Raw genomic sequence first — 24,104 nt, 5'->3', positions numbered from 1 at the left:
CATGACTGATTACCAGGGTAAAAAAGTCGTTATTATCGGATTGGGCCTCACTGGCCTGTCCTGTGTGGATTTCTTCCTTGCGCGCGGCGTCACGCCTCGCGTAATGGATACCCGCATCTCACCACCGGGGCTGGAAAGATTGCCAGACTCGGTGGAACGACATACTGGCTCACTCAACGAAGACTGGTTGTTAGCGGCTGACTTGATTATTGCCAGCCCTGGTATCGCTGTCGCTCATCCTGCGTTGAGCCGTGCCGCAGACGCCGGTGTTGAAATCATTGGTGATATCGAACTGTTTTGCCGTGAAGCACAAGCGCCTATTGTGGCGATTACCGGTTCTAACGGTAAAAGCACGGTCACCACGTTAGTCGGTGAAATGGCGAAAGCCGCTGGCGTCAATGTTGGCGTGGGTGGAAACATCGGGTTGCCAGCATTGATGTTACTCGATCAGAACTGTGAGCTTTATGTACTTGAGTTATCCAGCTTCCAGCTGGAAACCACGTTTAGCCTGAAAGCCGCAGCGGCGACCATTCTCAACGTCACTGAAGATCATATGGATCGCTATCCGTTGGGTTTGCAGCAGTACCGTGCGGCTAAGTTACGAGTTTATGAAAACGCGGCGCTTTGTGTCGTCAATGCTGATGACGCGCTGACGATGCCAGTGCGTGGTGCAGACGAGCGCTGTGTGAGCTTTGGTGTGGATGTCGGTGACTATCATCTTAATTACCAGCAGGGCGACACCTGGCTACGAGTGAAGGGCGAGAAAGTCCTGAACACCAAAGAGATGAAAGTGGTGGGGCGTCATAACTACACCAACGCGCTTGCTGCACTGGCACTGGCTGATGCGGTGAAACTCCCACGCTCCAGTAGCCTGAAAGCCCTCACCACGTTTACGGGTCTGGCTCACCGCTTCCAGCTTTCCTGGGAACGTAACGGTGTGCGCTGGATTAACGATTCTAAAGCGACCAATGTCGGCAGTACTGAAGCGGCGTTGAACGGTTTGAAAGTCGACGGGACTTTGCATCTGCTGTTAGGCGGTGACGGTAAATCTGCGGATTTCTCCTCGCTTAGCCAATATCTGCAAGGTTCAGCAATTCGCCTTTATTGTTTTGGCCGTGATGGTGCTGAACTTGCGGCACTGCGCCCGGATGTTGCCGAGCAAACTGAAACCATGGAACAGGCGATGAAATTGATCGCAACCCGCGTACAACCGGGTGACATGGTTCTGCTTTCACCGGCTTGCGCCAGTCTCGATCAGTTCAAAAACTTCGAGCAACGTGGCGACCAATTCACTCTGCTTGCGAAGGAGCTTGGCTGATGCGCTTATCTCTCCCTCGCCTGCGAATGCCACGACTGCCAGGATTTGCCATCCTGAGTTGGCTGGCGTCGGCGGTAAAAGGCTGGGTGATGGGCTCCCGCGAAGCTGATTCAAATAGCATGGTGCTGTACGACCGTACTTTGCTCTGGCTGACTTTCGGGTTGGCCGCAGTAGGCTTTGTTATGGTCACATCGGCATCGATGCCGGTGGGGCAGCGTCTGGCAAATGATCCGTTCCTGTTTGCCAAACGTGATGGTTTGTACATCGCACTGGCTTTTGCACTGTCGTTGGTAACACTGCGTTTACCGATGGAATTCTGGCAGCGTCACAGTACCGCGCTGCTGCTATTATCCATCGCAATGCTGTTGATCGTACTGGTCGTCGGTAGCTCGGTTAACGGGGCATCACGCTGGATTGCGTTCGGTCCACTGCGTATTCAGCCTGCTGAGTTTACCAAGCTGTCGTTGTTCTGCTATCTGGCCAACTACCTGGTTCGTAAGGTTGATGAAGTACGTAACAACTTGCGCGGCTTCCTCAAACCGATGGGCGTTATTCTGGTGATGGCAGTGTTGTTGCTGGCGCAGCCTGACCTCGGTACTGTGGTTGTGCTGTTTGTGACAACGCTTGCGATGTTGTTCCTCGCCGGTGCCAAACTCTGGCAGTTCCTCGCGATTATCGGCATGGGTATTTCTGCCGTGGTGCTATTGATCCTCGCAGAACCTTATCGTATTCGCCGCGTAACGTCCTTCTGGAATCCGTGGGAAGACCCGTTTGGTAGTGGCTACCAGCTAACACAATCTCTGATGGCGTTTGGCCGAGGTGAATTGTGGGGGCAGGGCTTAGGGAATTCGGTACAAAAACTCGAGTATTTACCGGAAGCTCATACCGACTTCATCTTCTCCATTATCGGAGAAGAGCTCGGATATATCGGTGTGGTGCTGGCATTAATGATGGTATTCTTCGTGGCTTTTCGTGCGATGTCCATCGGTAAACGTGCGTTAGAAATGGACCAACGTTTTGCAGGGTTTTTAGGCTGCTCAATCGGGATCTGGTTTAGTTTCCAGGCTCTGGTAAACGTTGGGGCTGCAGCGGGCATGTTGCCAACCAAAGGCCTGACATTACCCCTGATCAGTTACGGTGGTTCAAGCCTGATAATTATGTCTACAGCAATCATGATGTTGCTGCGTATTGATTATGAAACCCGTCTGGCAAAAGCACAGGCGTTCACGAAGGGTGTGCGATGAGTAATCAAACCCGGCGGTTAATGGTGATGGCAGGCGGGACAGGCGGGCATGTGTTCCCGGGGCTTGCTGTGGCGCATCACTTAATGGACCAGGGCTGGCAAGTCCGCTGGCTGGGAACCGCCGATCGTATGGAAGCTGACTTAGTTCCTAAACATGGGATTGAGATCGATTTTATTCGTATTTCAGGTTTGCGCGGTAAAGGCCTGAAAGCCATGTTGTTGGCGCCCGTGCGTATTTTCAACGCCTGGCGTCAGGCGCGAGCCATCATGAAAGCGTATCGCCCGGATGTGGTTCTGGGGATGGGCGGTTATGTATCTGGCCCTGGTGGTCTGGCAGCCTGGTCGCTCGGTATTCCCGTGGTGTTACATGAGCAAAATGGTATTGCTGGTTTAACCAACAAATGGTTGTCAAAAATCGCAAAAAAAGTGATGCAGGCATTTCCGGGGGCTTTCCCGAATGCTGATGTGGTGGGCAATCCGGTGCGCACTGATGTGCTGGCGCTACCATTACCGCAAGAACGTTTTTCCGGACGTGAAGGCCCTGTCCGCGTTTTAGTCGTCGGTGGCTCTCAAGGGGCTCGTGTGCTGAACCAGACGATGCCGCAAGTTGCAGGCCGTCTGGGTGATTCTGTCACTATCTGGCACCAATGTGGTAAAGGTGGGCTGGACGTTGTTCAGCAGGCCTATGCTGAAGCCGCACAGCCTCAGCATAAAGTGACCGAATTTATTGATGATATGGCTGCTGCTTATGCATGGGCCGATGTCGTGGTGTGTCGCTCCGGTGCGTTAACCGTCAGTGAAATCGCGGCAGCAGGGTTACCTGCACTGTTTGTTCCCTTCCAGCATAAAGATCGGCAGCAATACTGGAATGCGTTGCCGCTGGAAAAAGCTGGAGCGGCAAAAATACTGGAGCAACCGCAGTTTACCGTGGATGCCGTTACCCAAACTCTCGCCGGGTGGGACAGAACGACGTTACTGGCAATGGCCGAACGTGCGCGTGCTGCATCCATTCCTGATGCCACAGAACGGGTAGCAAATGAAGTGAGCGCCGCAGCACTGGCGTAATCATTGTGGGTGGCTCTTTTGCCCATGAATATTTGAAGTAATGGCGTTTGACGCTGCAGGTTAGAGAATGAATACACAACAACTGGCGAAACTGCGTTCTATCGTGCCCGAGATGCGTCGCGTCCGGCACATTCACTTTGTTGGCATCGGCGGCGCCGGTATGGGCGGTATTGCCGAAGTTTTAGCTAACGAAGGTTACCAGATCAGCGGGTCTGATTTGGCTCCGAACCCGGTCACTCAGCAGTTGTCGGCGCTGGGCGCCACGATTTATTTCAACCATCGTCCAGAGAACGTACTGGATGCGAGTGTTGTGGTGGTTTCTACCGCCATCTCGATGGATAACCCAGAAATTGTTGCGGCGCATGAAGCGCGTATTCCCGTTATCCGTCGCGCTGAAATGTTGGCAGAACTGATGCGCTTCCGTCATGGCATCGCCATTGCAGGCACACACGGGAAAACCACCACCACAGCGATGGTTTCCAGCATTTATGCAGAAGCAGGCCTCGACCCGACTTTTGTCAATGGTGGTCTGGTGAAAGCTGCAGGAACCCACGCGCGTCTGGGTCATAGCCGTTACCTGATTGCTGAAGCCGATGAGAGTGATGCGTCATTCCTCCATCTGCAACCGATGGTTTCTGTGGTGACAAATATAGAAGCTGACCATATGGATACCTACCAGGGCGACTTCGAGAATTTAAAGCAGACGTTTATTAACTTCCTGCACAACCTGCCGTTTTATGGCCTGGCTGTGATGTGTGTAGACGATCCGGTTATTCGCGAGCTGTTGCCACGAGTGGGCCGCAAGATCACCACTTACGGTTTTAGTGAAGACGCTGACGTTCGTGTTGAAAATTATCAGCAGAAAGGGCCGCAGGGGCATTTCACCATCGCACGTCAGGGTAAGCCTGCTCTGCATGTGACCTTGAATGCTCCTGGCCGCCACAACGCATTAAATGCGGCTGCTGCGGTGTCCGTTGCCACTGAAGAAGGCATTGATGATGCTGACATTCTGAGTGCGCTGGAAAGCTTCCAGGGTACAGGGCGTCGCTTTGATTTCCTGGGTGAGTATCCGCTTGCCGAAGTGAATGGCAAAGAAGGTACCGCGATGTTGGTTGATGACTACGGTCACCATCCGACAGAAGTGGATGCCACCATTAAAGCTGCACGTGCGGGATGGCCGGATAAAAATCTGGTGATGATTTTCCAGCCGCATCGCTTCACGCGTACTCGTGATTTGTACGATGATTTTGCTAACGTATTGTCGCAAGTCGACTCTTTGCTGATGCTGGATGTTTATTCTGCCGGTGAAGCTGCAATTCCAGGCGCTGATAGCCGTTCGCTATGCCGCACTATTCGTGGCCGTGGAAAAGTCGACCCAATTCTTGTACCTGACGCAAGTCAGATTGCGGACATTTTAGCGCCAGTTTTGTCAGGAAATGACCTGATCCTGGTGCAAGGTGCAGGAAATGTTGGGAAAGTTGCCAGAAACCTGGCTGAATTCCGCTTGCAGTCCCACACTAAGGAGGGCGACCAACATGGCTGAGAAAATCGCTGTCCTGTTCGGCGGAACTTCTGCTGAACGTGAGGTGTCATTGCAATCAGGTGCAGCGGTACTCGCGGGCCTGAGAGAAGCCGGAATTGACGCTCACGAGGTCGATCCGAAAAATACACCCGTGACTGAACTGAAAGCGCAGGGTTTTGAAAAAGTATTTATTGCTTTACATGGCCGTGGTGGCGAAGACGGAACCCTGCAAGGGTTACTGGATTTCCTGAAACTGCCATATACCGGCAGTGGCGTGATGGCTTCAGCTATCTCTATGGATAAGCTGCGTACCAAATTGTTATGGAAAGGTGCCGGTTTACCCGTTGCTCCGTGGGTTGCATTGACTCGCCGTGATGTGGAAGCCGGTATCAGCGCAACCACGGTAGAACGTATTGCCAGCCTGGGGCTGCCAGTTATCGTGAAACCAAGCCGTGAAGGTTCAAGCGTGGGGATGTCGAAGGTTGATAGCGTTGCTGCACTGCCAGCAGCACTTGAACTGGCCTTCGAACACGATGAAGAAGTGTTGATTGAGAAATGGTTAAGTGGCCCTGAGTACACGGTTGCTATCCTGGGTGAAGAAATTTTGCCGTCAATTCGCATTCAACCCGCCGGAATTTTCTATGATTATGAGGCGAAGTATCTCTCTGATGAAACACAGTATTTTTGCCCAGGCGGTTTAATCGAACAACGCGAGCAAGAATTGCAGGCGTTAGTGCTGCAAGCCTGGCAAGCTTTGGGTTGCAGTGGTTGGGGGCGCGTAGATGTCATGCTGGATAGTGACGGGCAGTTCTATCTGCTGGAAGTTAACACGTCCCCTGGCATGACCAGCCATAGTCTGGTGCCGATGGCGGCACGTCAGGCAGGCATGACGTTCTCTCAACTGGTGGTGCGTATTCTGGAGTTGGCAGACTGATATGTCGCAAGCAGCTCTGAATACACGTAATCGCCAGGAAGAAGAGGAAACCAGCTCTCGCCGGAGTAATGGCGGGCGACTGGCCGGGATCATTTTCCTCAGTGCAGTGCTGTTTACGGTATTTATCGGCGGCTGGATTGTCGTCGGCTGGATGGAAGATGCACAACGTCTGCCACTGTCTAAGTTGGTAGTGACTGGTGAACGGCATTACACCCGTAACGATGATATTCGTCAGTCAATTCTGGCACTTGGGCCACCAGGCACCTTTATGACTCAGGATGTGAATATCATCCAGCAGCAAATTGAACGCTTGCCGTGGATTAAGCAGGCGAGTGTCAGAAAGCAGTGGCCGGACGAATTGAAGATTCATCTGGTTGAATATGTACCCATAGCGCGCTGGAATGATCAGCATATGATTGATGCGCAAGGAATTGCGTTTAGCGTTCCAGCAGAACGCGCGGTAAAGCAGACTTTACCTATGTTATCTGGACCCGAAGGCAGTGAAGGTGAAGTCTTGCAAGGCTATCGCGCAATGGGCGATGTGCTGGCAAAGGATAAATTTACTTTGAAAGAAGCGGCGATGACCGCTCGTCGTTCCTGGCAATTGACGTTGAATAATGGCATCAAGCTCAACTTGGGCCGTGGCGATACGATGAAACGCTTGAGTCGCTTTGTAGAACTTTACCCTGTTCTGCAGCAGCAAGAGCAAGCCGACAATAAAAGGATTAGCTACGTCGACTTGCGTTATGACTCAGGCGCGGCAGTGGGTTGGCAGCCAGCTCCCGTAGAGGAACCTAATCCTAATCAGCAACAGAATCAGGCACAGGCAGAATAACAATGATCAAGGCGACGGACAGAAAACTGGTAGTAGGACTGGAGATCGGTACCGCAAAGGTTGCCGCTTTAGTAGGGGAAGTTCTGCCTGACGGTATGGTCAATATTATTGGCGTGGGCAGTTGCCCATCGCGTGGTATGGACAAAGGTGGCGTAAACGATCTCGAATCAGTCGTAAAATGCGTTCAGCGCGCGATTGACCAGGCCGAGCTTATGGCTGATTGCCAGATTTCTTCGGTCTACCTTGCGCTGTCAGGTAAACACATTAGCTGTCAAAACGAGATTGGCATGGTGCCAATTTCCGAAGAAGAAGTGACGCAGGAAGACGTTGAGAACGTTGTTCACACCGCGAAGTCAGTACGCGTACGTGACGAACATCGTGTTTTGCACGTTATCCCGCAAGAATATGCAATTGACTACCAGGAAGGCATCAAAAATCCTGTAGGTTTATCGGGGGTGCGCATGCAGGCTAAAGTGCACCTCATTACCTGCCATAACGATATGGCTAAAAACATCGTCAAAGCTGTTGAACGATGTGGCTTGAAAGTGGACCAACTGATCTTTGCAGGTCTTGCGGCGAGCTACGCAGTATTGACCGAAGATGAGCGTGAATTAGGGGTCTGCGTTGTGGATGTCGGTGGTGGTACTATGGACATCGCGGTCTACACTGGCGGCGCGTTGCGCCATACCAAAGTTATCCCTTATGCGGGGAACGTGGTGACCAGCGATATCGCTTACGCCTTTGGTACACCACCGAGTGATGCAGAAGCCATTAAAGTCCGTCATGGTTGCGCGTTGGGTTCAATTGTCGGTAAAGATGAAAACGTTGAAGTGCCAAGTGTCGGTGGACGTCCACCGCGTAGCCTGCAACGCCAGACGCTCGCTGAAGTCATCGAGCCTCGTTATACCGAACTGTTGAATCTGGTCAACGAAGAGATTTTGCAATTACAAGAGCAACTTCGCCAACAAGGTGTGAAGCACCACCTGGCGGCGGGGATTGTACTAACGGGTGGCGCTGCACAAATTGAAGGTCTGGCAGCCTGTGCGCAACGCGTGTTCCATACGCAAGTTCGTATCGGACAACCGTTAAATATTACCGGCCTGACTGATTACGCCCAGGAGTCTTATTACTCCACAGCGGTCGGCTTGCTGCACTACGGGAAAGAAACTCATCTCAGTGGTGAAGCGGAAGTGGAAAAACGGACCTCTGTCGGCTCATGGATTAAGCGAATCAACAGCTGGCTGAGAAAAGAGTTTTAATTTTTATAAGAGACCAGACAAAATTAGTGGTCTCAGGCGACAGGCACAAAACGGAGAGAAACTATGTTTGAACCTATGGAACTGACCAACGACGCGGTGATTAAAGTCATCGGCGTCGGTGGTGGCGGCGGTAATGCCGTTGAACACATGGTGCGTGAACGCATCGAAGGTGTTGAATTCTTTGCAGTGAATACTGACGCGCAAGCGTTACGTAAAACTGCGGTAGGCCAGACTATCCAGATTGGTAATGGTATTACCAAAGGTCTGGGTGCTGGAGCTAACCCTGAAGTGGGTCGTACCGCTGCGGAAGAAGACCGCGATGCGTTACGTGCAGCCCTTGAAGGCGCAGACATGGTCTTTATCGCCGCTGGCATGGGTGGCGGTACTGGTACAGGTGCAGCGCCGGTAGTTGCGGAAGTCGCTAAAGATCTGGGCATCCTGACCGTAGCCGTTGTGACTAAGCCTTTCAACTTCGAAGGCAAGAAGCGCATGGCGTTCGCGGAGCAGGGTATTGCCGAGTTGTCTAAGCATGTTGATTCACTGATCACCATTCCGAACGACAAATTATTGAAAGTTCTGGGCCGTGGTATTTCTCTGCTGGACGCTTTTGGCGCAGCAAACGATGTACTGAAAGGTGCAGTTCAGGGTATCGCTGAACTGATTACCCGTCCGGGTCTGATGAACGTCGACTTTGCTGACGTGCGCACCGTAATGTCCGAAATGGGTTATGCCATGATGGGCTCTGGTGTAGCAAGTGGCGAAGATCGTGCAGAAGAAGCGGCAGAAATGGCGATTTCCAGCCCACTGTTGGAAGACATCGATCTGTCTGGTGCTCGTGGCGTTCTGGTCAACATTACCGCTGGCTTTGACCTGCGTCTGGATGAGTTCGAAACTGTGGGTAACACCATTCGTGCGTTCGCATCTGATAACGCTACTGTGGTTATCGGTACTTCTCTGGATCCAGAGATGAATGACGAACTGCGTGTGACTGTTGTTGCAACTGGTATTGGCATGGACAAACGTCCAGAAATTACTCTAGTGACCAACAAGCAGACTCAGCAGCCAGTGATGGATCGCTACCAGCAACACGGTATGGCTCCTCTTCAACAAGAGCAAAAGCCAGTTGCAAAAGTAGTGAATGACAATACGCCACAAACAACGAAAGAGCCTGATTATCTGGATATTCCAGCGTTTCTGCGTAAGCAAGCTGATTAAGAATAAACCGGAAGTTGGGGATCTGCGCTCTTTGTGCTAAACTGGCCCACCGATTGTGATATACACTTCGGTTGGATAGGTAATTGGCGAGATTATACGATGATCAAACAAAGGACACTTAAACGTATCGTTCAGGCGACTGGCGTCGGTTTACATACCGGCAAGAAAGTCACACTGACGTTGCGCCCTGCGCCGGCAAATACCGGGGTCATCTATCGTCGCACCGACTTGAATCCTCCGGTAGATTTTCCGGCAGATGCCAAATCTGTGCGTGATACCATGCTCTGTACTTGCCTGGTGAACGAGCACGATGTGCGGATTTCTACCGTTGAGCATTTGAATGCCGCCCTTGCGGGATTAGGTATTGATAACATTATTATTGAAGTCAATGCCCCAGAAATCCCAATCATGGACGGTAGTGCAGCGCCATTCGTCTACCTGCTGCTTGATGCCGGGATTGACGAATTAAACTGTGCGAAGAAATTTGTGCGCGTGAAAGAAACAGTTCGCGTTGAAGACGGCGATAAATGGGCTGAATTCAAGCCGTACAATGGTTTCTCGTTGGATTTCACCATCGACTTTAACCATCCGGCGATTGATGCCAGTACCCAACGCTACAGTATGAACTTCTCTGCGGACGCGTTTATGCGCCAGATTAGTCGTGCTCGTACCTTCGGTTTTATGCGTGATATCGAATATCTGCAGTCCCGTGGTTTGTGCCTGGGCGGTAGCTTCGATTGTGCCATCGTTGTTGACGATTATCGCGTACTGAACGAAGACGGTCTGCGTTTTGAAGATGAATTCGTTCGTCACAAAATGCTCGACGCAATCGGCGACTTGTTCATGTGCGGCCATAACATTATCGGCGCGTTTACCGCCTATAAGTCAGGTCATGCACTGAATAACAAACTGCTTCAAGCGGTTCTGGCGAAGCAAGAAGCCTGGGAATGGGCAACCTTCCAGGACGATGCCGAACTTCCGTTAGCGTTCAAAGCACCGAAAATGGTTCTGGCATAACACCAGAATTATTTATTACGACTGGTTTCATTGGTACTCTCTCCGGCCAATGACGCCAGTCGTTCTATTATTGCCTTCAATTTCTCAGGGCTACGTTCAGCCACCATTCTTAATGCCTCCGCGCTTTGCTGGCTTAACACTCTGTTGACCCCTTCAGTTTTCCCTTTCACTGTCTGAGTGCTGTTTTCTTGTACTGATTCTTGTCCAATTGCAGCCAGTGATGGATTAATCCTGATGTCGATTGATGTCAATGATGGTAATATTTGTGCACGTAATGCACTCAGTAGCGTGGCTTGTTCATAGCGTAACCGCATCAGCCAGCTAGCATTTGCAGTTTCAAGTACGAGAATGCCTTGTCGGAAATTTGCTACCCGGCACCAGGGATGCAGTTGAGCGGGTAATATCCCTTTCACTGCCCTGTTGAGCTTAAGTAGCGCAGTTGCGCGCTGTTGCACGTTTTGCAACACGCTTTCGGCACCAGCATCATCGAACAAATGATCTAAAGATTGTGGGCGGCTATCACGCATACATAATGCTCCGGCGGATAAAGTGATTGGTATTCTAAATCGTTGGCGACAGTTTGGCAGACGTTATTTCTGGCCGCATCTCTTATTAGGGATGGTTGCGGCGAGTTTTGGCATGCCTGCGCTCAGCCAAAATACCGAACCAACCGCCCCTGCCGAAACATCTACCAGTAGCCACGACTACCTGAATAAGGTTAGCTTCAATAGTCTGGCATTATTGCAGGAAAGTACCCGCCGACCATCTTTTAGTGTCGATTACTGGCATCAACATGCTATTCGTACAGTAATTCGTCATCTTTCATTTGCAATGGCACCTCAAGCATTGCCTGTAGCACAAGAAAGTTTGCCACTTCAGGCACACAAACTCGCTTTGCTGGACACGCTCACAGCGCTTCTTACCCAGGAAAGCAAACCCCCTGTTATTGTGCGTCATATCGCGCTTTGGCAATCTCCAGCGGTTGAGACATTCAGTCCTGCCATTTGGATTAGCCAGGTTCACGGTATCCGCGCCGGTCCACAACGCCTCAGCTAAATTCCTTTCCTTTAATTATAACGTTATTTTTAGCTCTGCCCTGATGGCAGGCGTTTGAGAATTAATCATGCTAATCAAATTATTAACTAAAGTTTTCGGTAGTCGTAACGACCGCACTCTGCGTCGTATGCGTAAAGTTGTCACCCTGATCAATAGTATGGAACCGGAAATTGAAAAACTTTCCGATGATGAATTAAAAGCCAAAACGAATGAGTTCCGTGCTCGTCTTGCGAAAGGTGAAGTACTTGAAAATCTGATCCCAGAAGCTTTTGCGGTTGTTCGTGAAGCTAGTAAGCGTGTATTCGGGATGCGTCACTTCGACGTGCAGCTGCTTGGCGGTATGGTACTAAACGATCGCTGTATCGCAGAGATGCGTACAGGTGAAGGTAAAACACTGACCGCAACTCTACCAGCATACCTGAATGCGCTGAGTGGCCGTGGTGTTCACGTGGTTACAGTGAACGATTACCTGGCCCAGCGTGATGCCGAAAACAACCGTCCGCTTTTCGAATACCTCGGTCTGAGCGTTGGCATTAACTTGCCAAACATGCCAGCTCCGGCAAAGCGTGAAGCTTATGCCGCTGACATCACTTACGGCACCAACAACGAATACGGTTTTGACTACCTGCGTGACAACATGGCGTTCAGCCCTGAAGAACGTGTACAGCGTAAACTGCACTACGCATTGGTGGATGAGGTTGACTCAATTCTTATTGATGAAGCGCGTACGCCGCTAATCATCTCCGGTCCTGCTGAAGACAGCTCCGAGATGTACCGTAAAGTAAACAAAATCATCCCGAGCCTGATCCGTCAGGAAAAAGAAGATTCTGATACTTTCCAGGGTGAAGGCCACTTCTCCGTAGACGAAAAATCTCGTCAGGTAAACATTACTGAACGCGGTCTGGTACTGGTTGAAGAGTTACTGGTACAGGAAGGCATTATGGAAGAAGGTGAGTCTCTGTACTCCCCGACGAACATTATGCTGATGCACCACGTGACTGCAGCACTGCGTGCGCATGTGCTGTTCGCCCGTGACGTTGATTACATCGTTAAAGATGGCGAAGTTATCATCGTTGATGAACACACCGGTCGTACCATGCAAGGCCGCCGTTGGTCTGATGGCCTGCACCAGGCTGTTGAAGCTAAAGAAGGCGTCGACATTCAGAACGAAAACCAGACGCTGGCATCTATTACCTTCCAGAACTACTTCCGCCTGTATGAAAAACTGGCCGGTATGACGGGTACTGCGGATACCGAAGCATTCGAATTTAGCTCTATCTATAAACTCGATACTATCGTTGTGCCGACTAACCGTCCAATGATCCGTAAAGACATGCCTGATCTGGTCTATATGACTGAAGCAGACAAGATTATGGCAATCATTGAAGATATTAAAGAGCGTACTACTAACGGTCAGCCCGTTCTTGTTGGTACCATTTCTATCGAAAAATCCGAAGTGGTTTCTGCTGAGTTGACCAAAGCGGGTATCAAACACAATGTTCTGAACGCTAAGTTCCACGCTAACGAAGCCGGTATCGTGGCGCAGGCGGGTTATCCTGCCGCAGTGACCATTGCAACCAACATGGCTGGTCGTGGTACGGATATCGTACTGGGTGGTAGCTGGCAGGCTGAGGTCGCTGAGCTTGAAGACCCAACGCCTGAGCAAATCGCGCAGATTAAAGCTGACTGGCAGATTCGCCATGACGCAGTTCTGGCATCTGGTGGTCTGCATATCATCGGTACTGAGCGTCACGAATCTCGCCGTATTGATAACCAGTTGCGCGGCCGTTCCGGTCGTCAGGGTGATGCGGGTTCATCGCGTTTCTACCTGTCTATGGAAGATTCACTGATGCGTATTTTCGCATCCGATCGTGTTTCAGGCATGATGCGTAAACTGGGCATGAAGCCGGGCGAAGCGATTGAACACCCATGGGTCACTAAGGCAATTGCTAACGCACAACGTAAAGTTGAAAGCCGTAACTTCGATATCCGTAAACAGCTTCTCGAATATGATGATGTGGCGAACGACCAACGTCGTGCGATCTACAGCCAGCGTAACGAATTGCTGGACGTGAGCGACGTTAGCGAAACCATCAACAGCATCCGTGAAGATGTCTTTAAAGTGACAATCGACACGCACATCCCACCGCAATCACTCGAAGAAATGTGGGATGTTGAAGGTCTGCAAGAACGCCTGAAAAACGACTTTGACCTCGAGCTGCCAATTAAAGAGTGGCTGGATAAAGAGCCTGAGCTGCATGAAGAAACTCTGCGTGAGCGTATTCTGCAAAACGCAATGGAAGTGTATCAGCGTAAAGAAGAAGTGGTTGGCGTTGAAATGATGCGTCATTTCGAAAAAGGCGTGATGCTACAGACCCTGGATTCATTGTGGAAAGAGCACCTGGCGGCTATGGACTATCTGCGTCAGGGTATCCACTTGCGTGGTTATGCGCAGAAAGATCCTAAGCAAGAATACAAGCGTGAATCTTTTGCCATGTTTGCTTCTATGCTCGAAGCTCTGAAATATGAAGTTATCAGTACATTGAGCAAAGTTCAGGTTCGTATGCCTGAAGAAGTAGAAGCGATGGAACAACAGCGTCGTGATGAAGCTGAGCGTTTGGCGCAGATGCAGCAGTTGAGCCATCAGGATGACGACACGCTGGCTGCGGAATCACTGGCAGCAGAGACGGGTGAGCGCAAAGTGGGTCGTAACGATCCGTGCCCATGCGGTTCCGGTAAAAAATTCAAGCAGTGTCATGGCCGTTTAAGCTAAGAACTGTATTGTTGACGAAGGCGCAGCTTGCTGCGCCTTTTTTCTATGGAGCACCTGCACAAAAATGAAACAACTAGAAATAGCCGTCGGGATCATTCGCAATTCCCAAGGGCAGATTTTTATCACTCAGCGAGCTGCTGACGCTCATATGGCAAATAAGCTGGAGTTTCCCGGTGGGAAAATCGAAGTTGATGAAACGCCAGAGCAAGCATTAGTTCGCGAGCTACATGAAGAAACAGGCATCACGGTCACTGGGTTTACGCTGTTTGATAAACTGGCTTACCAGTTCCCGGACCGACATATCACGCTGTGGTTTTTCATGGTGGAGAGCTGGGAAGGCGAGCCGTGGGGCAAAGAAGGGCAACCGGGGCAGTGGGTTACACAGAATGCGCTGGTGGCAGCAGATTTCCCACCAGCAAATGAACCGATTATCAGAAAATTACAGCAGAGCTAACGTAAATCTTCTTCACTCCAGTCATCACTCTCTGACAAATCGCCGCTGCTTGGAATACGTTTTTCCTCAGCGGCCCATTCACCTAAGTCAATCAGCTGGCAACGTTTACTGCAAAATGGGCGATACGGGCTGGCTTCATTCCAGACAACGACTTTGCCACAACCAGGGCAGTTTACTTTAGTAAGTTCAGACATATTCGCTCCTTAACAGCATGCCAGCTCAAAATCGAGACGCTCAGGGATAATTCCATTTTCGCTATCTAGCGGTAAGAAACGGATTGCAAAACGGCTTTTATGACCAGAAACCTGGGGGTAGAGCTGGGACGAGAGATCCAGCTGTAAACGCAGCAAATCAGCATCATCACCGTTATCCTGATAAAAACCATTCAGGCTGGTTTGTTTACGGAATGGAGCCGAATTACGAATAATATCCAGCAACAAATCCAATGCCTGCTTCAACGGCTGCAAACTCGTAAGCCAGGTATTAATTTGGGCATTGCGCTGCTCTTGTGGCGAATACAACCAGATGTGTAACGTTGGCAAATCGAAACTGCAGCATCCGCCAGGAATACTTAGACGCTGACGAACAAGGGCAATCAGACGGTCTTCTCGTAAAGACTGCCCAAGGCGTGGCGCTGCCATTAAAACACTACCGCGTTCTTTGAGCTGGCTACGCAGCGAATCGATAAGCTGCATATCTACACCAGGAACCTCAGCCCAGTTCAATAATTTACGCTGCTGGCGCTCAAGCTCTTTGAGGATATCTGTGCGAATTTCACCTCGTTCAAAGACGTCTAGCAGGTCACCGACATTACGGAAAAAATGAAGGGCTTTGGAAGTCCCATCTACCGGTAATGAACTGTCGAGTTGTTGGATTAAGAACTCGATACGCAACCAGGTACGCATTTTTTCATTCAGTGGGTGCTCAAAAAGAATCTGGGTGCTCATTATTCATTTTCCTGCTGTGCGGCCTGGGACGCCAGTTCCAGATACTGGCGGTGCAGACGGTCAACATGTGCGGCCACCTGTTCGGCGGCACCATCATTATTAATTACATCATCGGCAGCGCTCAAGCGCGCCTCGCGTGTCGCCTGTGCAGTAAGGATTTGTTGCACATGTTCACGACTGACTTTATCGCGCGCAATAGTACGTGCGATTTGCACCTCTGGCGAGACATCAACAACCAGCACGCGATCGGCCATTTGCTGTAGATTATTCTCAACTAACAACGGAACAACCCACAAAACGTAGGGGGAAAGAGCCTCATTGATTTCAGTTCGGGTTCGTTGATGGATCAGTGGATGTAGCAGCGCATTGAGCCATTGTTTTTCTTCAGGTGAAGAGAAGATCTTTTCGCGAAGAACCCGGCGGTTAAGAGTGCCATCCTGAAGAAGAATCTCTTTGCCAAAATGGTCAGAAATAATGCTAAGAGCAGGTTGCCCTGGCTCAACCACCCGACGAGCAATTACATCTGCGTCTACTACGGTAATACCTAATTGGGAAAAGTTATCGGCGACAGTACTTTTACCACTGCCAATCCCACCCGTTAATGCCACCGTATAAACCATAAGACCCAGACCCTAAAGCGATTTCATATTTCTAAGGTAAATTTTAACGATTGTAGCGCAAAAAAGACTGTTTTCGCAGTCTTGCGGCGGCATTAATAGTGCGTATGATAGCGTCACTGGAATTGGTGCCTAAATCGCCAATTGCGTTCACGCGTCCTTCGCCATTCGACCCAGGAATCTGCAACATGCGTATTGAAGAAGATTTGAAGTTAGGTTTTAAAGACGTTCTTATTCGCCCAAAACGTTCCACTCTTAAAAGCCGCTCTGATGTAGAGCTCGAGCGCCAATTCACTTTCAAACACTCCGGTATTGCATGGTCAGGTGTGCCGATCATTGCTGCTAACATGGACACCGTGGGTACATTCGGTATGGCCGAGGCGTTGGCTTCGTTTGATATCCTTACTGCTGTCCATAAGCACTACTCTGTTGAAGAGTGGAGCAACTTCGTTAAATCTGTTCCAGAAAACATCCTGAAGTTCGTGATGGTTTCCACCGGCACATCTGATGCTGACTTCCAGAAAACCAAACAAATTCTCAACCTGAACCCTGCGCTGCAATTTATCTGCATCGATGTGGCGAATGGTTACTCTGAACACTTCACTCAGTTCGTGTCTAAAGCGCGTGAAGCATGGCCGGATAAAGTGATCTGTGCGGGTAACGTTGTGACTGGCGAAATGTGCGAAGAGCTGATTCTCTCTGGTGCGGATATCGTTAAAGTCGGTATCGGTCCTGGTTCAGTTTGTACTACCCGTGTGAAAACCGGCGTGGGTTACCCACAGCTTTCAGCTGTTATCGAATGTGCCGACGCGGCTCATGGCCTTGGCGGCCAGATTGTTAGCGACGGTGGTTGTACTATGCCGGGCGATGTTGCTAAAGCATTCGGCGGCGGTGCAGATTTCGTGATGCTGGGCGGTATGCTGGCTGGTCATGACGAAAGCGGTGGCACAATCGTTGAAGAAAACGGTGAGAAATTCATGCTGTTCTACGGTATGAGTTCCGAGTCTGCAATGACTCGCCACGTTGGTGGTGTTGCGCAATACCGCGCAGCAGAAGGCAAAACCGTTAAGCTGCCATTGCGCGGCCCGGTTGAAAACACTGCTCGTGACATTATGGGCGGCCTGCGTTCTGCCTGTACTTACGTTGGTGCTTCTCGCCTGAAAGAGTTGACCAAACGTACTACGTTCATTCGTGTGAATGAGCAGGAAAACCGCGTTTTCAATAGCCTCTAAGCGATATAAACGGCGTGGCTTTGGCCGCGCCGTCATCCCGCACTCATCGCATCTCCTAGCTGGAAAATAGGCAGATACATCGCAATCACTAGTGTCCCAATTATAATACCCACGACGATCATCATGATTGGCTCCAGCGCTGCGGCCAGGTTATCCGCCAGTTCCTCAGTATTGTTGTGATGCCAACTCGCCAGTTTCTCCAGCATCAAATCCAAAGAGCCTGACTCTTCACCAACCCGTACCAGCTGACAACACAACGCTGTGAATCGCTCACTCTCATTGAGCGCATGCCAAAACGGAACACCCTGGATCACTTTGGCGCTAATTTGCGAGATCACTTTTTTCCACAGCAGTGGAGTGAGTGTCGTTTCCACCGCCTCAAGTCCTTGTAATAAAGGAATGCCTGCCTGCTGGGAGAGTGACAGTGTGGTATAGATTTGGCTGAGAATTTGCCCTCGCCAAAGTGGGGCAATCAGCGGAATGTGCAGCAAAAGATTTTGCTCATACTCTTGCCAGTGAGGTTTTCGTCGCCGAAGAAAATATCCACAGGCAAACAGAATGACAAACGCCAATAACCATCCCAAACCTTGCGTCGTGACCCAATTTGACACTGCCATTACCATCGCCGTAATGGCAGGCAGTGGAGCGTTAAAAGATCGATAGATATTGGCAAACTCCGGCAGCACAAAACTCATCATTCCGATAGTGACAAGTAAGGCGACAACTATAATAAACAGTGGGTAGCGCAAGGCTTTCATGACCTTTTTACGCAGCTGATACAGTTTTTCTTGTTGGTCAGCTAATCTTTTACAGCACTCGTCCAGCTTTCCCGTTAACTCCCCAATGTGAATAAGGGCAATGAATAGCGCAGGGAAAATCTTCGGCCATTGCCTTAATGCGGCAGAAAATGGTGTACCGTTTGAAACACGTTGCTCAATGTCTTTTAGCAAAGCCCGCCATTCCTCAAAGGGATGTTGCTGAGCAATAAGCACTAATCCATCAGATAAGGAAATTCCTGCCTGAAGTAGCGTAGCAAGCTGGCGGAATACTTGAATTTTTTGCTGAATATTCCAGCATCCACGACGGGTGTGTGAGGTTTTACGTAGATGCAACAGCTGAAGATCGGCATTGAATAATTGATCGGTAACGGATGTGGCATCCTCCGCCAATACCGCTCCTTTCTGTACTTGTCCGAATTGATCGATCGCTTTCCAGCGCCAAAGCAAAAACTTAGCCATGAGGTATACCCAGTACCCGATAACACTCTTCGAGAGTGGTTAGCCCTTGTTCCACTGCTCGACAACCATTTTCGAATAGCGTCTCCATACCTTGTTGACGAGCCAAAGCTTCGATTTCATTAGCGGGCATGCCTTTGATAATCGCAGCTTGTAGATGCGGGTCGATAAGCAAAATTTCAAACAAGGCGCTTCGCCCATAAAAGCCGCCGTAGCAGCGTTCACAACCGACTGCCTGCCAGTAGGGTAAAGCTCGATTCCAGAGTGTTGTCGGAAGCGTGATGTCTTCCGCAAGCTGTTGCTTGCAGTGAGGGCAGAGTTTGCGAACCAGTCGCTGTGCGACCACCATGTTCAACGCCGAGGCTAACATCCAGCGTTCCACCCCCATTTGTTGCAGGCGAACCACAGTTTCAGCCGTTGAGTTGGTATGGAGTGTTGAAAGTACAAGATGCCCAGTTTGCGCTGCTTTAATGGCAATATCAGCGGTATCACCGTCCCGAATCTCACCCACCATGATGATGTCGGGATCCTGGCGCAGTAAGGCGCGTAATACACTCTGGAAACTCAACCCTGCTTTACTGTTTACCTGCGTTTGATTGAGCCCCCGCATCGGAATTTCTATCGGGTCTTCTACGCTACAGAGGTTGCTGGAAATCTGGTTGAGTATCTTTAGTGCGCTGTAAAGTGTGATGGTTTTACCGCTGCCGGTGGGGCCGGTGACCAGAATCATGCCTTGTGGGTTGGCTAAACAACTCTGAAAACGGGTGCAGTCATCCGGTGACATTCCCAAATCTGAAAGCTCAAAAGTTTGTTTGGTTTGGGTCATTAAACGTAGAACGACCTTTTCACCGTGATACACCGGTAGCGTAGCAATGCGAAATGAACATTTGTGCTGTTCGACTTCAATCTCCATTTGCCCATCCTGGGGTAAGCGACGCTCTGCGATATCCAGACTTCCCAGTACTTTTAACCTTGCCGTTAATGGTGCAGCCAGATGAGCGGGTAGAAGGGGTTGCAGTTGTAGTACACCGTCGACGCGAAAACGAATCTGGTAGCCTTGCTCTATCGGCTCAAAGTGAATGTCTGAAGCACGGAGTTGTATTGCTTTATGAAGTGTTTCTTGTAGCAACTTAACCACTGGCGCGAAATTTTCAGCTGTTTCAGCTGTGTTGGCAGAAACACCTGAATGGCGTGCTTTCTCCAACTGCTCGACTGGCCAGTATTCAATGTTTGCTGGTTTATCACAGATAAAACGCAATGCTTCAAAAAACTGCGCGGGCGGATTCGGTGCAATGGCGATATGCAGTGTTGGAGTTTCAGAAAGTAATACTGCTTGATATTGGTTGCACAGGGCGAGGATCTGCCGATTTTCCATGGCTTAGTTTCCCGCCTGGTTATTATCAAAACGGAAAACCTCTTCACAAGTCTGTTTAAGCGAACCGCCATCGGTCGTGGCGCAGGTTCGTGTCCAACCTTCCACACCCTCGGAGTCACTCCAGCTTGGGGTTAACGAAACGGAAAGCCCATTCAGGCTTTCTTGTCCTGTCAGAGTAACCGTGCCATTTTCAACGCTCATACCACTGACATAACGGGTCGTTTTAGGGGGCGGAATACCGTTAGTTCCGGCATCACACTCGCTAATTCCACCTCGTTCAAGCGCGCAAAGCTCTATAGCGGTACGGTAGGGGACAAAGGTTTGTAGCATGTCTGTCAGTGCCGCTTTTCGCAGGTAGTTTTGGTAAGCCGGTATGCCGATGGCGCTAAGAATCGCAATGATGCCAATGACCACCATTAGCTCAATGAGTGTGAATCCATGTTGTTTGTTCATGTGCCGCTCCTGAATATGATTGCGGGCACTTTGCGCCGTAAAAATGGCTCAGACGAGGGCGAGTCGAAGTATCAGGAAGGCGTCTTCCAGGATTTATTTATGGTTTGCATAGGGAAGCATTGAAAATGCGAGCGGTGACGAAACGAGAAGAAAAAGGCAGATGAATATTACCTCATCTGCCTGGCAGGCATTAGCGGAAGCGCATAGAGAGATCGAGTGCGCGAATATGTTTAGTTAGCGCACCCACAGAGATAAAGTCGACACCTGTTTCGGCAAATTCACGGATGGTTTCTTTCGTCACGTTGCCGGAAACTTCCAGGCGGGCTTTGCCATCGGTGATAGCGACAGCCTGGCGCATATCTTCAACGTTGAAATTATCAAGCATGACGATATCAGCCCCAGCATGCAGCGCCTGTTCCAGTTCTTCAAGCGACTCAACTTCAACTTCTACCGGCACATCCGGATGGTACCAGAAGGCTTTTTCTATCGCCTGGCGAATCGAACCCGAGGAGATGATGTGGTTTTCTTTAATCAGGAAAGCGTCAGACAAGCCTAAGCGGTGGTTGCTGCCGCCACCGCACAATACTGCGTATTTCAGCGCGGTGCGCAGGCCTGGCAGTGTTTTACGCGTATCAAGTAGTTGCGTATTGGTCCCTGCCAGCAGGTCGACGTAAGTGCGAACTTCACTGGCGACGCCAGACAGCGTTTGCACAAAGTTAAGCGCAGTCCGTTCGCCGGTTAACAATACGCGCGAAAGGCCGGCCAGTTCGAACAACGGCTGGTCAGCCACAACGAGATCGCCATCTTCGACATGCCATGTGACTTTGACATCTCCGCCAAGTTGGATGAACACTTCTTCAACCCAGCGTTTACCGCAAAATACGCCGTTTTCACGGGTGATGACCACCGCATGGGAACAATGTTCTTCAGGTAGTAATTGCGCGGTAATATCATTTTGAGGGTTGACGTCACCACCCAGATCTTCACGTAAAGCCTGGGAAACAGCCTGGGGAATATCAAGGTTAATACGTTCGAGAAGCTCGTCACGTCGGCGGTCTGGGTTATAACGGCGAGGCGGCATGATAAAACTCCGAAATGGCTTAGTTAATGTCGAAACATGCTACATTGATGCGACGTCAAGTACCACTACTGAGGAGACTATGGATGCAGCTAAAAGACGGCTGGCTAGTGGGCGTAAAGCAGGTTCCTTCCCCACATTTCGATTGCCGACCGGAGGATGAAACCCCTTCGCTGCTGGTGGTGCATAACATCAGTTTGCCACCAGGAGAATTTGGTGGTCCATGGATTGATGCTTTGTTTAGTGGCACGCTTGACGCCACGGCTCACCCATATTTTGCCGGAATCGCCCATTTGCGCGTTTCGGCGCATTGTTTGATTCGCCGTGATGGCAAAATCGTTCAGTATGTTCCTTTTGATAAACGTGCCTGGCATGCGGGTATTTCTTTGTATCAGGGGCGTGAGCGCTGTAACGATTTTTCCATTGGTATAGAGCTGGAGGGTACCGATACGCTGCCTTATACTGATGCGCAATATCAACAGCTTACGGCTATCACTGAAACATTGATTCAGGCGTATCCGTCAATTGCTGACAATATGACGGGGCATTGCGATATTGCACCGGATCGTAAGACAGACCCAGGCCCCGCGTTTGATTGGTCGCGTTTTCGTCAGGCGGTTGAGGTCACGTCAAACAAGGAGAACAAATGACGCTATTTACATTGCTGCTGGTGATGATTTCAGAGCGGCTGTTTAAGCTGGGTGAGCACTGGCAGTTAGATCACCGCCTTGAAGTGCTTTTTCGGCGAGTAAAAAGCTTCTCGCTGATGCGCACTATCTTGATGACCGCCCTGTGCATGCTGGTGGTTTTCCTCTGTATTCGTGCGTTGCATGGTTTGTTCTTCAATGTCCCGTTGCTGGTTTTCTGGATTGCGCTCGGCGTGCTGTGTATTGGCGCAGGCCAGGTTCGATTGCATTATCACGCTTATTTGCAGGCAGCGAGCCACGACGACAGCCACGCGCGTGATGCGATGGCGAGTGAACTGACGCTGATTCATGGCATCCCGCCAGACTGCGATGAACGTGAGTACCTCAAAGAGCTACAAAACGCGCTGTTGTGGATTAACTTTCGTTTTTATATCGCACCGCTTTTTTGGTTTATCGTCGGTGGAGTTTGGGGGCCGGTTACGCTTGCGGGCTATGCTTTTCTGCGCGCCTGGCAGACCTGGCTTGCTCGTCATCACACGCCGCAGCAGCGTCTGCATTCAGGAATTGATGCCATTCTGCATGTGCTGGATTGGGTGCCGGTGCGTCTGGTTGGCGTGGCTTACGCGCTACTGGGGCACGGTGAAAGGGCACTTCCGGCGTGGTTTGCATCCCTGGCCGACCGTCATACTTCGCAGTATCAGGTGCTGACTCAACTCGCCCAGTTTTCACTGGCACGAGAGCCGCATCTCGATAAAATCAAAACGCCGAAAGCCGCCGTTTCTCTGGCGAAGAAAACATCTTTGGTGATTTTGGTGGTAGTGGCGTTGCTGACTATTTACGGCACTCTGGTTTAGGCCAGAGCGCCGCTCAGGTTAACGGTTATCCGCAGGCGGTATGCCAAACACTGGCATACCGTTTTCATCCCATTCGAGTGTTTTCAGACGTGTGTGGCGGTTCGGGTCATACAGCGGGTCACCTTCAATTTCCGTATAATTTCGCGCGTGGTACACCAGCACATCCTTACCGTCTTTGGTTTTGGTAAAGCTGTTATGCCCTGGCCCAAACTGTTTGTTCTCGTAGCTGGTGGTAAACACCGGCTGCGGAGATTTGTGCCAGTTAGCCACGTTGGTTGGGTCCGCTTTCAGGTCGATCCACAACAGCCCAATACAGTAATTTTCGTCGGTGGCGCTGGCTGAATAGCTGACAAACAGCTTGTCGCCATGAACCACCACCGCCGGGCCTTCGTTAACCAGAAAACCTCTGCATTCCCAGTCCAGTTCAGGCTTGCTTAACATCACAGGCGTGCCTTTGATGGCCCACGGCGTTTCCAGTTCGGCAAGATAGATATTCGAGTTACCGGCAATATTCGGATCTTTTTGCGCCCATAAATACCATTGCTTGCCCTGATGTTTAAAGGTTGTGGCATCCAGACAGAAGCTGTCGAATTGGGTTTTTACCTGGCCTTTTTCACTCCATTTTCCGCTTAACGGATCGGCGTCTGCGCATTCCAGCGCAAACATCCGATGCTGGAACATATTTAGCTGATCCAGCTCTTGTGTATGGGTGGCGGCAAAGTAGATATACCACTTGCCGTCGATATGATGCAGTTCTGGAGCCCAGATAAGCTCGCTCATCGGGCCGTGGTTCGGTTTGCGCCACACAACGGAAGGCTGTGCATTAGGCAACTCGCTTAAAGTTGCTGCGTGGCGGATCTCCAGTCTGTCGTACTCCGGCGCTGACGCAATAAAATAGTAGCCATCGCCATGTTGCAAAATAAACGGGTCAGCGCGTTGCTCTATAAAGGGATTTGGCCATTGCTCCTGGTTCAT

General features: G+C 50.5%; 24 protein-coding genes. 15 read left to right on the top strand and 9 right to left on the bottom strand.

Annotated features, from left to right (window positions below; genetic code table 11):
* The first annotated feature begins 1 nt into the window (after position 1).
* The 9 genes from murD to lpxC all read left to right on the top strand — a co-directional run bounded on the left by murD (position 2) and on the right by lpxC (position 10,408).
* Complete coding sequence (gene murD / locus D8682_RS11540; RefSeq protein WP_121814299.1) at positions 2–1,318, top strand: UDP-N-acetylmuramoyl-L-alanine--D-glutamate ligase; 1,317 nt, start codon at positions 2–4, stop codon at positions 1,316–1,318.
* On the top strand, positions 1,318–2,562 hold the full coding sequence (gene ftsW, locus D8682_RS11535; RefSeq protein WP_064539930.1) for a cell division protein FtsW: 1,245 nt from the start codon (positions 1,318–1,320) through the stop codon (positions 2,560–2,562). The genes murD and ftsW overlap by 1 nt, the downstream gene beginning before the upstream one ends.
* The gene (gene murG / locus D8682_RS11530; RefSeq protein ID WP_121814298.1) at positions 2,559–3,626 is read left to right on the top strand and encodes an undecaprenyldiphospho-muramoylpentapeptide beta-N-acetylglucosaminyltransferase; all 1,068 of its coding nucleotides are present in this window, start codon (positions 2,559–2,561) and stop codon (positions 3,624–3,626) included. The genes ftsW and murG overlap by 4 nt, the downstream gene beginning before the upstream one ends.
* Positions 3,627–3,693: 67 nt before the next feature.
* A complete protein-coding gene (murC, locus tag D8682_RS11525) occupies positions 3,694–5,169 on the top strand; it encodes a UDP-N-acetylmuramate--L-alanine ligase (protein WP_064539927.1) in 1,476 nt (491 codons plus the stop codon).
* A complete protein-coding gene (locus D8682_RS11520) occupies positions 5,162–6,082 on the top strand; it encodes a D-alanine--D-alanine ligase (RefSeq protein ID WP_064539925.1) in 921 nt (306 codons plus the stop codon). The genes murC and D8682_RS11520 overlap by 8 nt, the downstream gene beginning before the upstream one ends.
* 1 nt (position 6,083) lies before the next feature.
* Entirely contained in the window at positions 6,084–6,917 is an 834-nt protein-coding gene (gene ftsQ / locus D8682_RS11515; RefSeq protein ID WP_064539923.1) for a cell division protein FtsQ, read from the top strand.
* Between the two features lie 2 nt (positions 6,918–6,919).
* On the top strand, positions 6,920–8,176 hold the full coding sequence (gene ftsA, locus D8682_RS11510; RefSeq protein ID WP_034460940.1) for a cell division protein FtsA: 1,257 nt from the start codon (positions 6,920–6,922) through the stop codon (positions 8,174–8,176).
* Positions 8,177–8,239: 63 nt separating this feature from the next.
* Positions 8,240–9,391 (top strand): cell division protein FtsZ, encoded by a 1,152-nt coding sequence (ftsZ, locus tag D8682_RS11505; RefSeq protein ID WP_064539921.1) that lies wholly within the window; start codon positions 8,240–8,242, stop codon positions 9,389–9,391.
* A 99-nt stretch (positions 9,392–9,490) separates the two neighbouring features.
* On the top strand, positions 9,491–10,408 hold the full coding sequence (gene lpxC, locus D8682_RS11500; protein ID WP_064539919.1) for a UDP-3-O-acyl-N-acetylglucosamine deacetylase: 918 nt from the start codon (positions 9,491–9,493) through the stop codon (positions 10,406–10,408).
* A gap of 8 nt (positions 10,409–10,416) precedes the next feature.
* Here lpxC and D8682_RS11495 read toward each other — a convergent pair whose 3' ends face one another.
* Positions 10,417–10,935 (bottom strand): DUF721 domain-containing protein, encoded by a 519-nt coding sequence (locus D8682_RS11495; RefSeq protein WP_064539917.1) that lies wholly within the window; start codon positions 10,933–10,935, stop codon positions 10,417–10,419.
* Between the two features lie 22 nt (positions 10,936–10,957).
* Between D8682_RS11495 and secM the strand changes: the two genes are divergently transcribed.
* The 3 genes from secM to mutT all read left to right on the top strand — a co-directional run bounded on the left by secM (position 10,958) and on the right by mutT (position 14,691).
* Positions 10,958–11,464, top strand: a complete 507-nt coding sequence (gene secM, locus D8682_RS11490; RefSeq protein ID WP_064539915.1) for a secA translation cis-regulator SecM — start codon at positions 10,958–10,960, stop codon at positions 11,462–11,464.
* Positions 11,465–11,531: 67 nt separating this feature from the next.
* Positions 11,532–14,237, top strand: coding sequence for a preprotein translocase subunit SecA (gene secA / locus D8682_RS11485; RefSeq protein ID WP_064539914.1), 2,706 nt, complete (start codon positions 11,532–11,534; stop codon positions 14,235–14,237).
* Between the two features lie 64 nt (positions 14,238–14,301).
* A complete protein-coding gene (mutT, locus tag D8682_RS11480) occupies positions 14,302–14,691 on the top strand; it encodes an 8-oxo-dGTP diphosphatase MutT (protein ID WP_064539912.1) in 390 nt (129 codons plus the stop codon).
* On the opposite strand, the gene yacG is transcribed toward mutT, so the two are convergent.
* From yacG to coaE, 3 genes are read right to left on the bottom strand one after another with little or no spacing between them, the layout of a single operon-like run.
* The gene (gene yacG / locus D8682_RS11475; protein WP_064539910.1) at positions 14,688–14,885 is read right to left on the bottom strand and encodes a DNA gyrase inhibitor YacG; all 198 of its coding nucleotides are present in this window, start codon (positions 14,883–14,885) and stop codon (positions 14,688–14,690) included. The genes mutT and yacG overlap by 4 nt on opposite strands.
* A 9-nt stretch (positions 14,886–14,894) precedes the next feature.
* Positions 14,895–15,638, bottom strand: a complete 744-nt coding sequence (zapD, locus tag D8682_RS11470) for a cell division protein ZapD (protein WP_064539908.1) — start codon at positions 15,636–15,638, stop codon at positions 14,895–14,897.
* Entirely contained in the window at positions 15,638–16,258 is a 621-nt protein-coding gene (gene coaE / locus D8682_RS11465) for a dephospho-CoA kinase (RefSeq protein WP_064539906.1), read from the bottom strand. Before coaE ends, zapD begins: the two co-directional genes overlap by 1 nt.
* Positions 16,259–16,443: 185 nt before the next feature.
* On the opposite strand from coaE, the gene D8682_RS11460 reads away from it, so the two are divergent.
* On the top strand, positions 16,444–17,487 hold the full coding sequence (locus D8682_RS11460) for a GMP reductase (protein ID WP_064539904.1): 1,044 nt from the start codon (positions 16,444–16,446) through the stop codon (positions 17,485–17,487).
* A gap of 32 nt (positions 17,488–17,519) precedes the next feature.
* Here the strand turns inward: D8682_RS11460 and hofC are convergent, their stop codons facing one another.
* The 4 genes from hofC to nadC form a co-directional block, all read right to left on the bottom strand.
* Positions 17,520–18,725: a protein transport protein HofC gene (hofC, locus tag D8682_RS11455; RefSeq protein ID WP_121814297.1), complete on the bottom strand. Its 1,206-nt coding sequence runs from the start codon at positions 18,723–18,725 to the stop codon at positions 17,520–17,522.
* A complete protein-coding gene (gspE, locus tag D8682_RS11450; protein WP_064539900.1) occupies positions 18,718–20,097 on the bottom strand; it encodes a type II secretion system protein GspE in 1,380 nt (459 codons plus the stop codon). The genes hofC and gspE overlap by 8 nt, the downstream gene beginning before the upstream one ends.
* Before the next feature lie 3 nt (positions 20,098–20,100).
* Positions 20,101–20,550 carry a prepilin peptidase-dependent pilin gene (gene ppdD / locus D8682_RS11445; RefSeq protein WP_064539899.1) on the bottom strand — a complete coding sequence of 150 codons (450 nt, stop codon included), beginning with the start codon at positions 20,548–20,550 and terminating at the stop codon, positions 20,101–20,103.
* 190 nt (positions 20,551–20,740) lie between these two features.
* A complete protein-coding gene (gene nadC / locus D8682_RS11440; RefSeq protein ID WP_064539896.1) occupies positions 20,741–21,631 on the bottom strand; it encodes a carboxylating nicotinate-nucleotide diphosphorylase in 891 nt (296 codons plus the stop codon).
* Positions 21,632–21,714: 83 nt separating this feature from the next.
* Between nadC and ampD the strand changes: the two genes are divergently transcribed.
* Both ampD and ampE read left to right on the top strand, forming a co-directional pair.
* The gene (ampD, locus tag D8682_RS11435; RefSeq protein ID WP_064539894.1) at positions 21,715–22,278 is read left to right on the top strand and encodes a 1,6-anhydro-N-acetylmuramyl-L-alanine amidase AmpD; all 564 of its coding nucleotides are present in this window, start codon (positions 21,715–21,717) and stop codon (positions 22,276–22,278) included.
* The gene (gene ampE, locus D8682_RS11430; RefSeq protein WP_064539892.1) at positions 22,275–23,129 is read left to right on the top strand and encodes a beta-lactamase regulator AmpE; all 855 of its coding nucleotides are present in this window, start codon (positions 22,275–22,277) and stop codon (positions 23,127–23,129) included. Before ampD ends, ampE begins: the two co-directional genes overlap by 4 nt.
* Before the next feature lie 18 nt (positions 23,130–23,147).
* Here the strand turns inward: ampE and D8682_RS11425 are convergent, their stop codons facing one another.
* Complete coding sequence (locus D8682_RS11425; protein ID WP_064539890.1) at positions 23,148–24,104, bottom strand: family 43 glycosylhydrolase; 957 nt, start codon at positions 24,102–24,104, stop codon at positions 23,148–23,150.

It is taken from the genome of Buttiauxella sp. 3AFRM03 (genome assembly GCF_003675305.1).
GTDB lineage: Bacteria > Pseudomonadota > Gammaproteobacteria > Enterobacterales > Enterobacteriaceae > Buttiauxella > Buttiauxella ferragutiae.
This window is presented reverse-complemented; position numbering and strand designations above follow the sequence as displayed.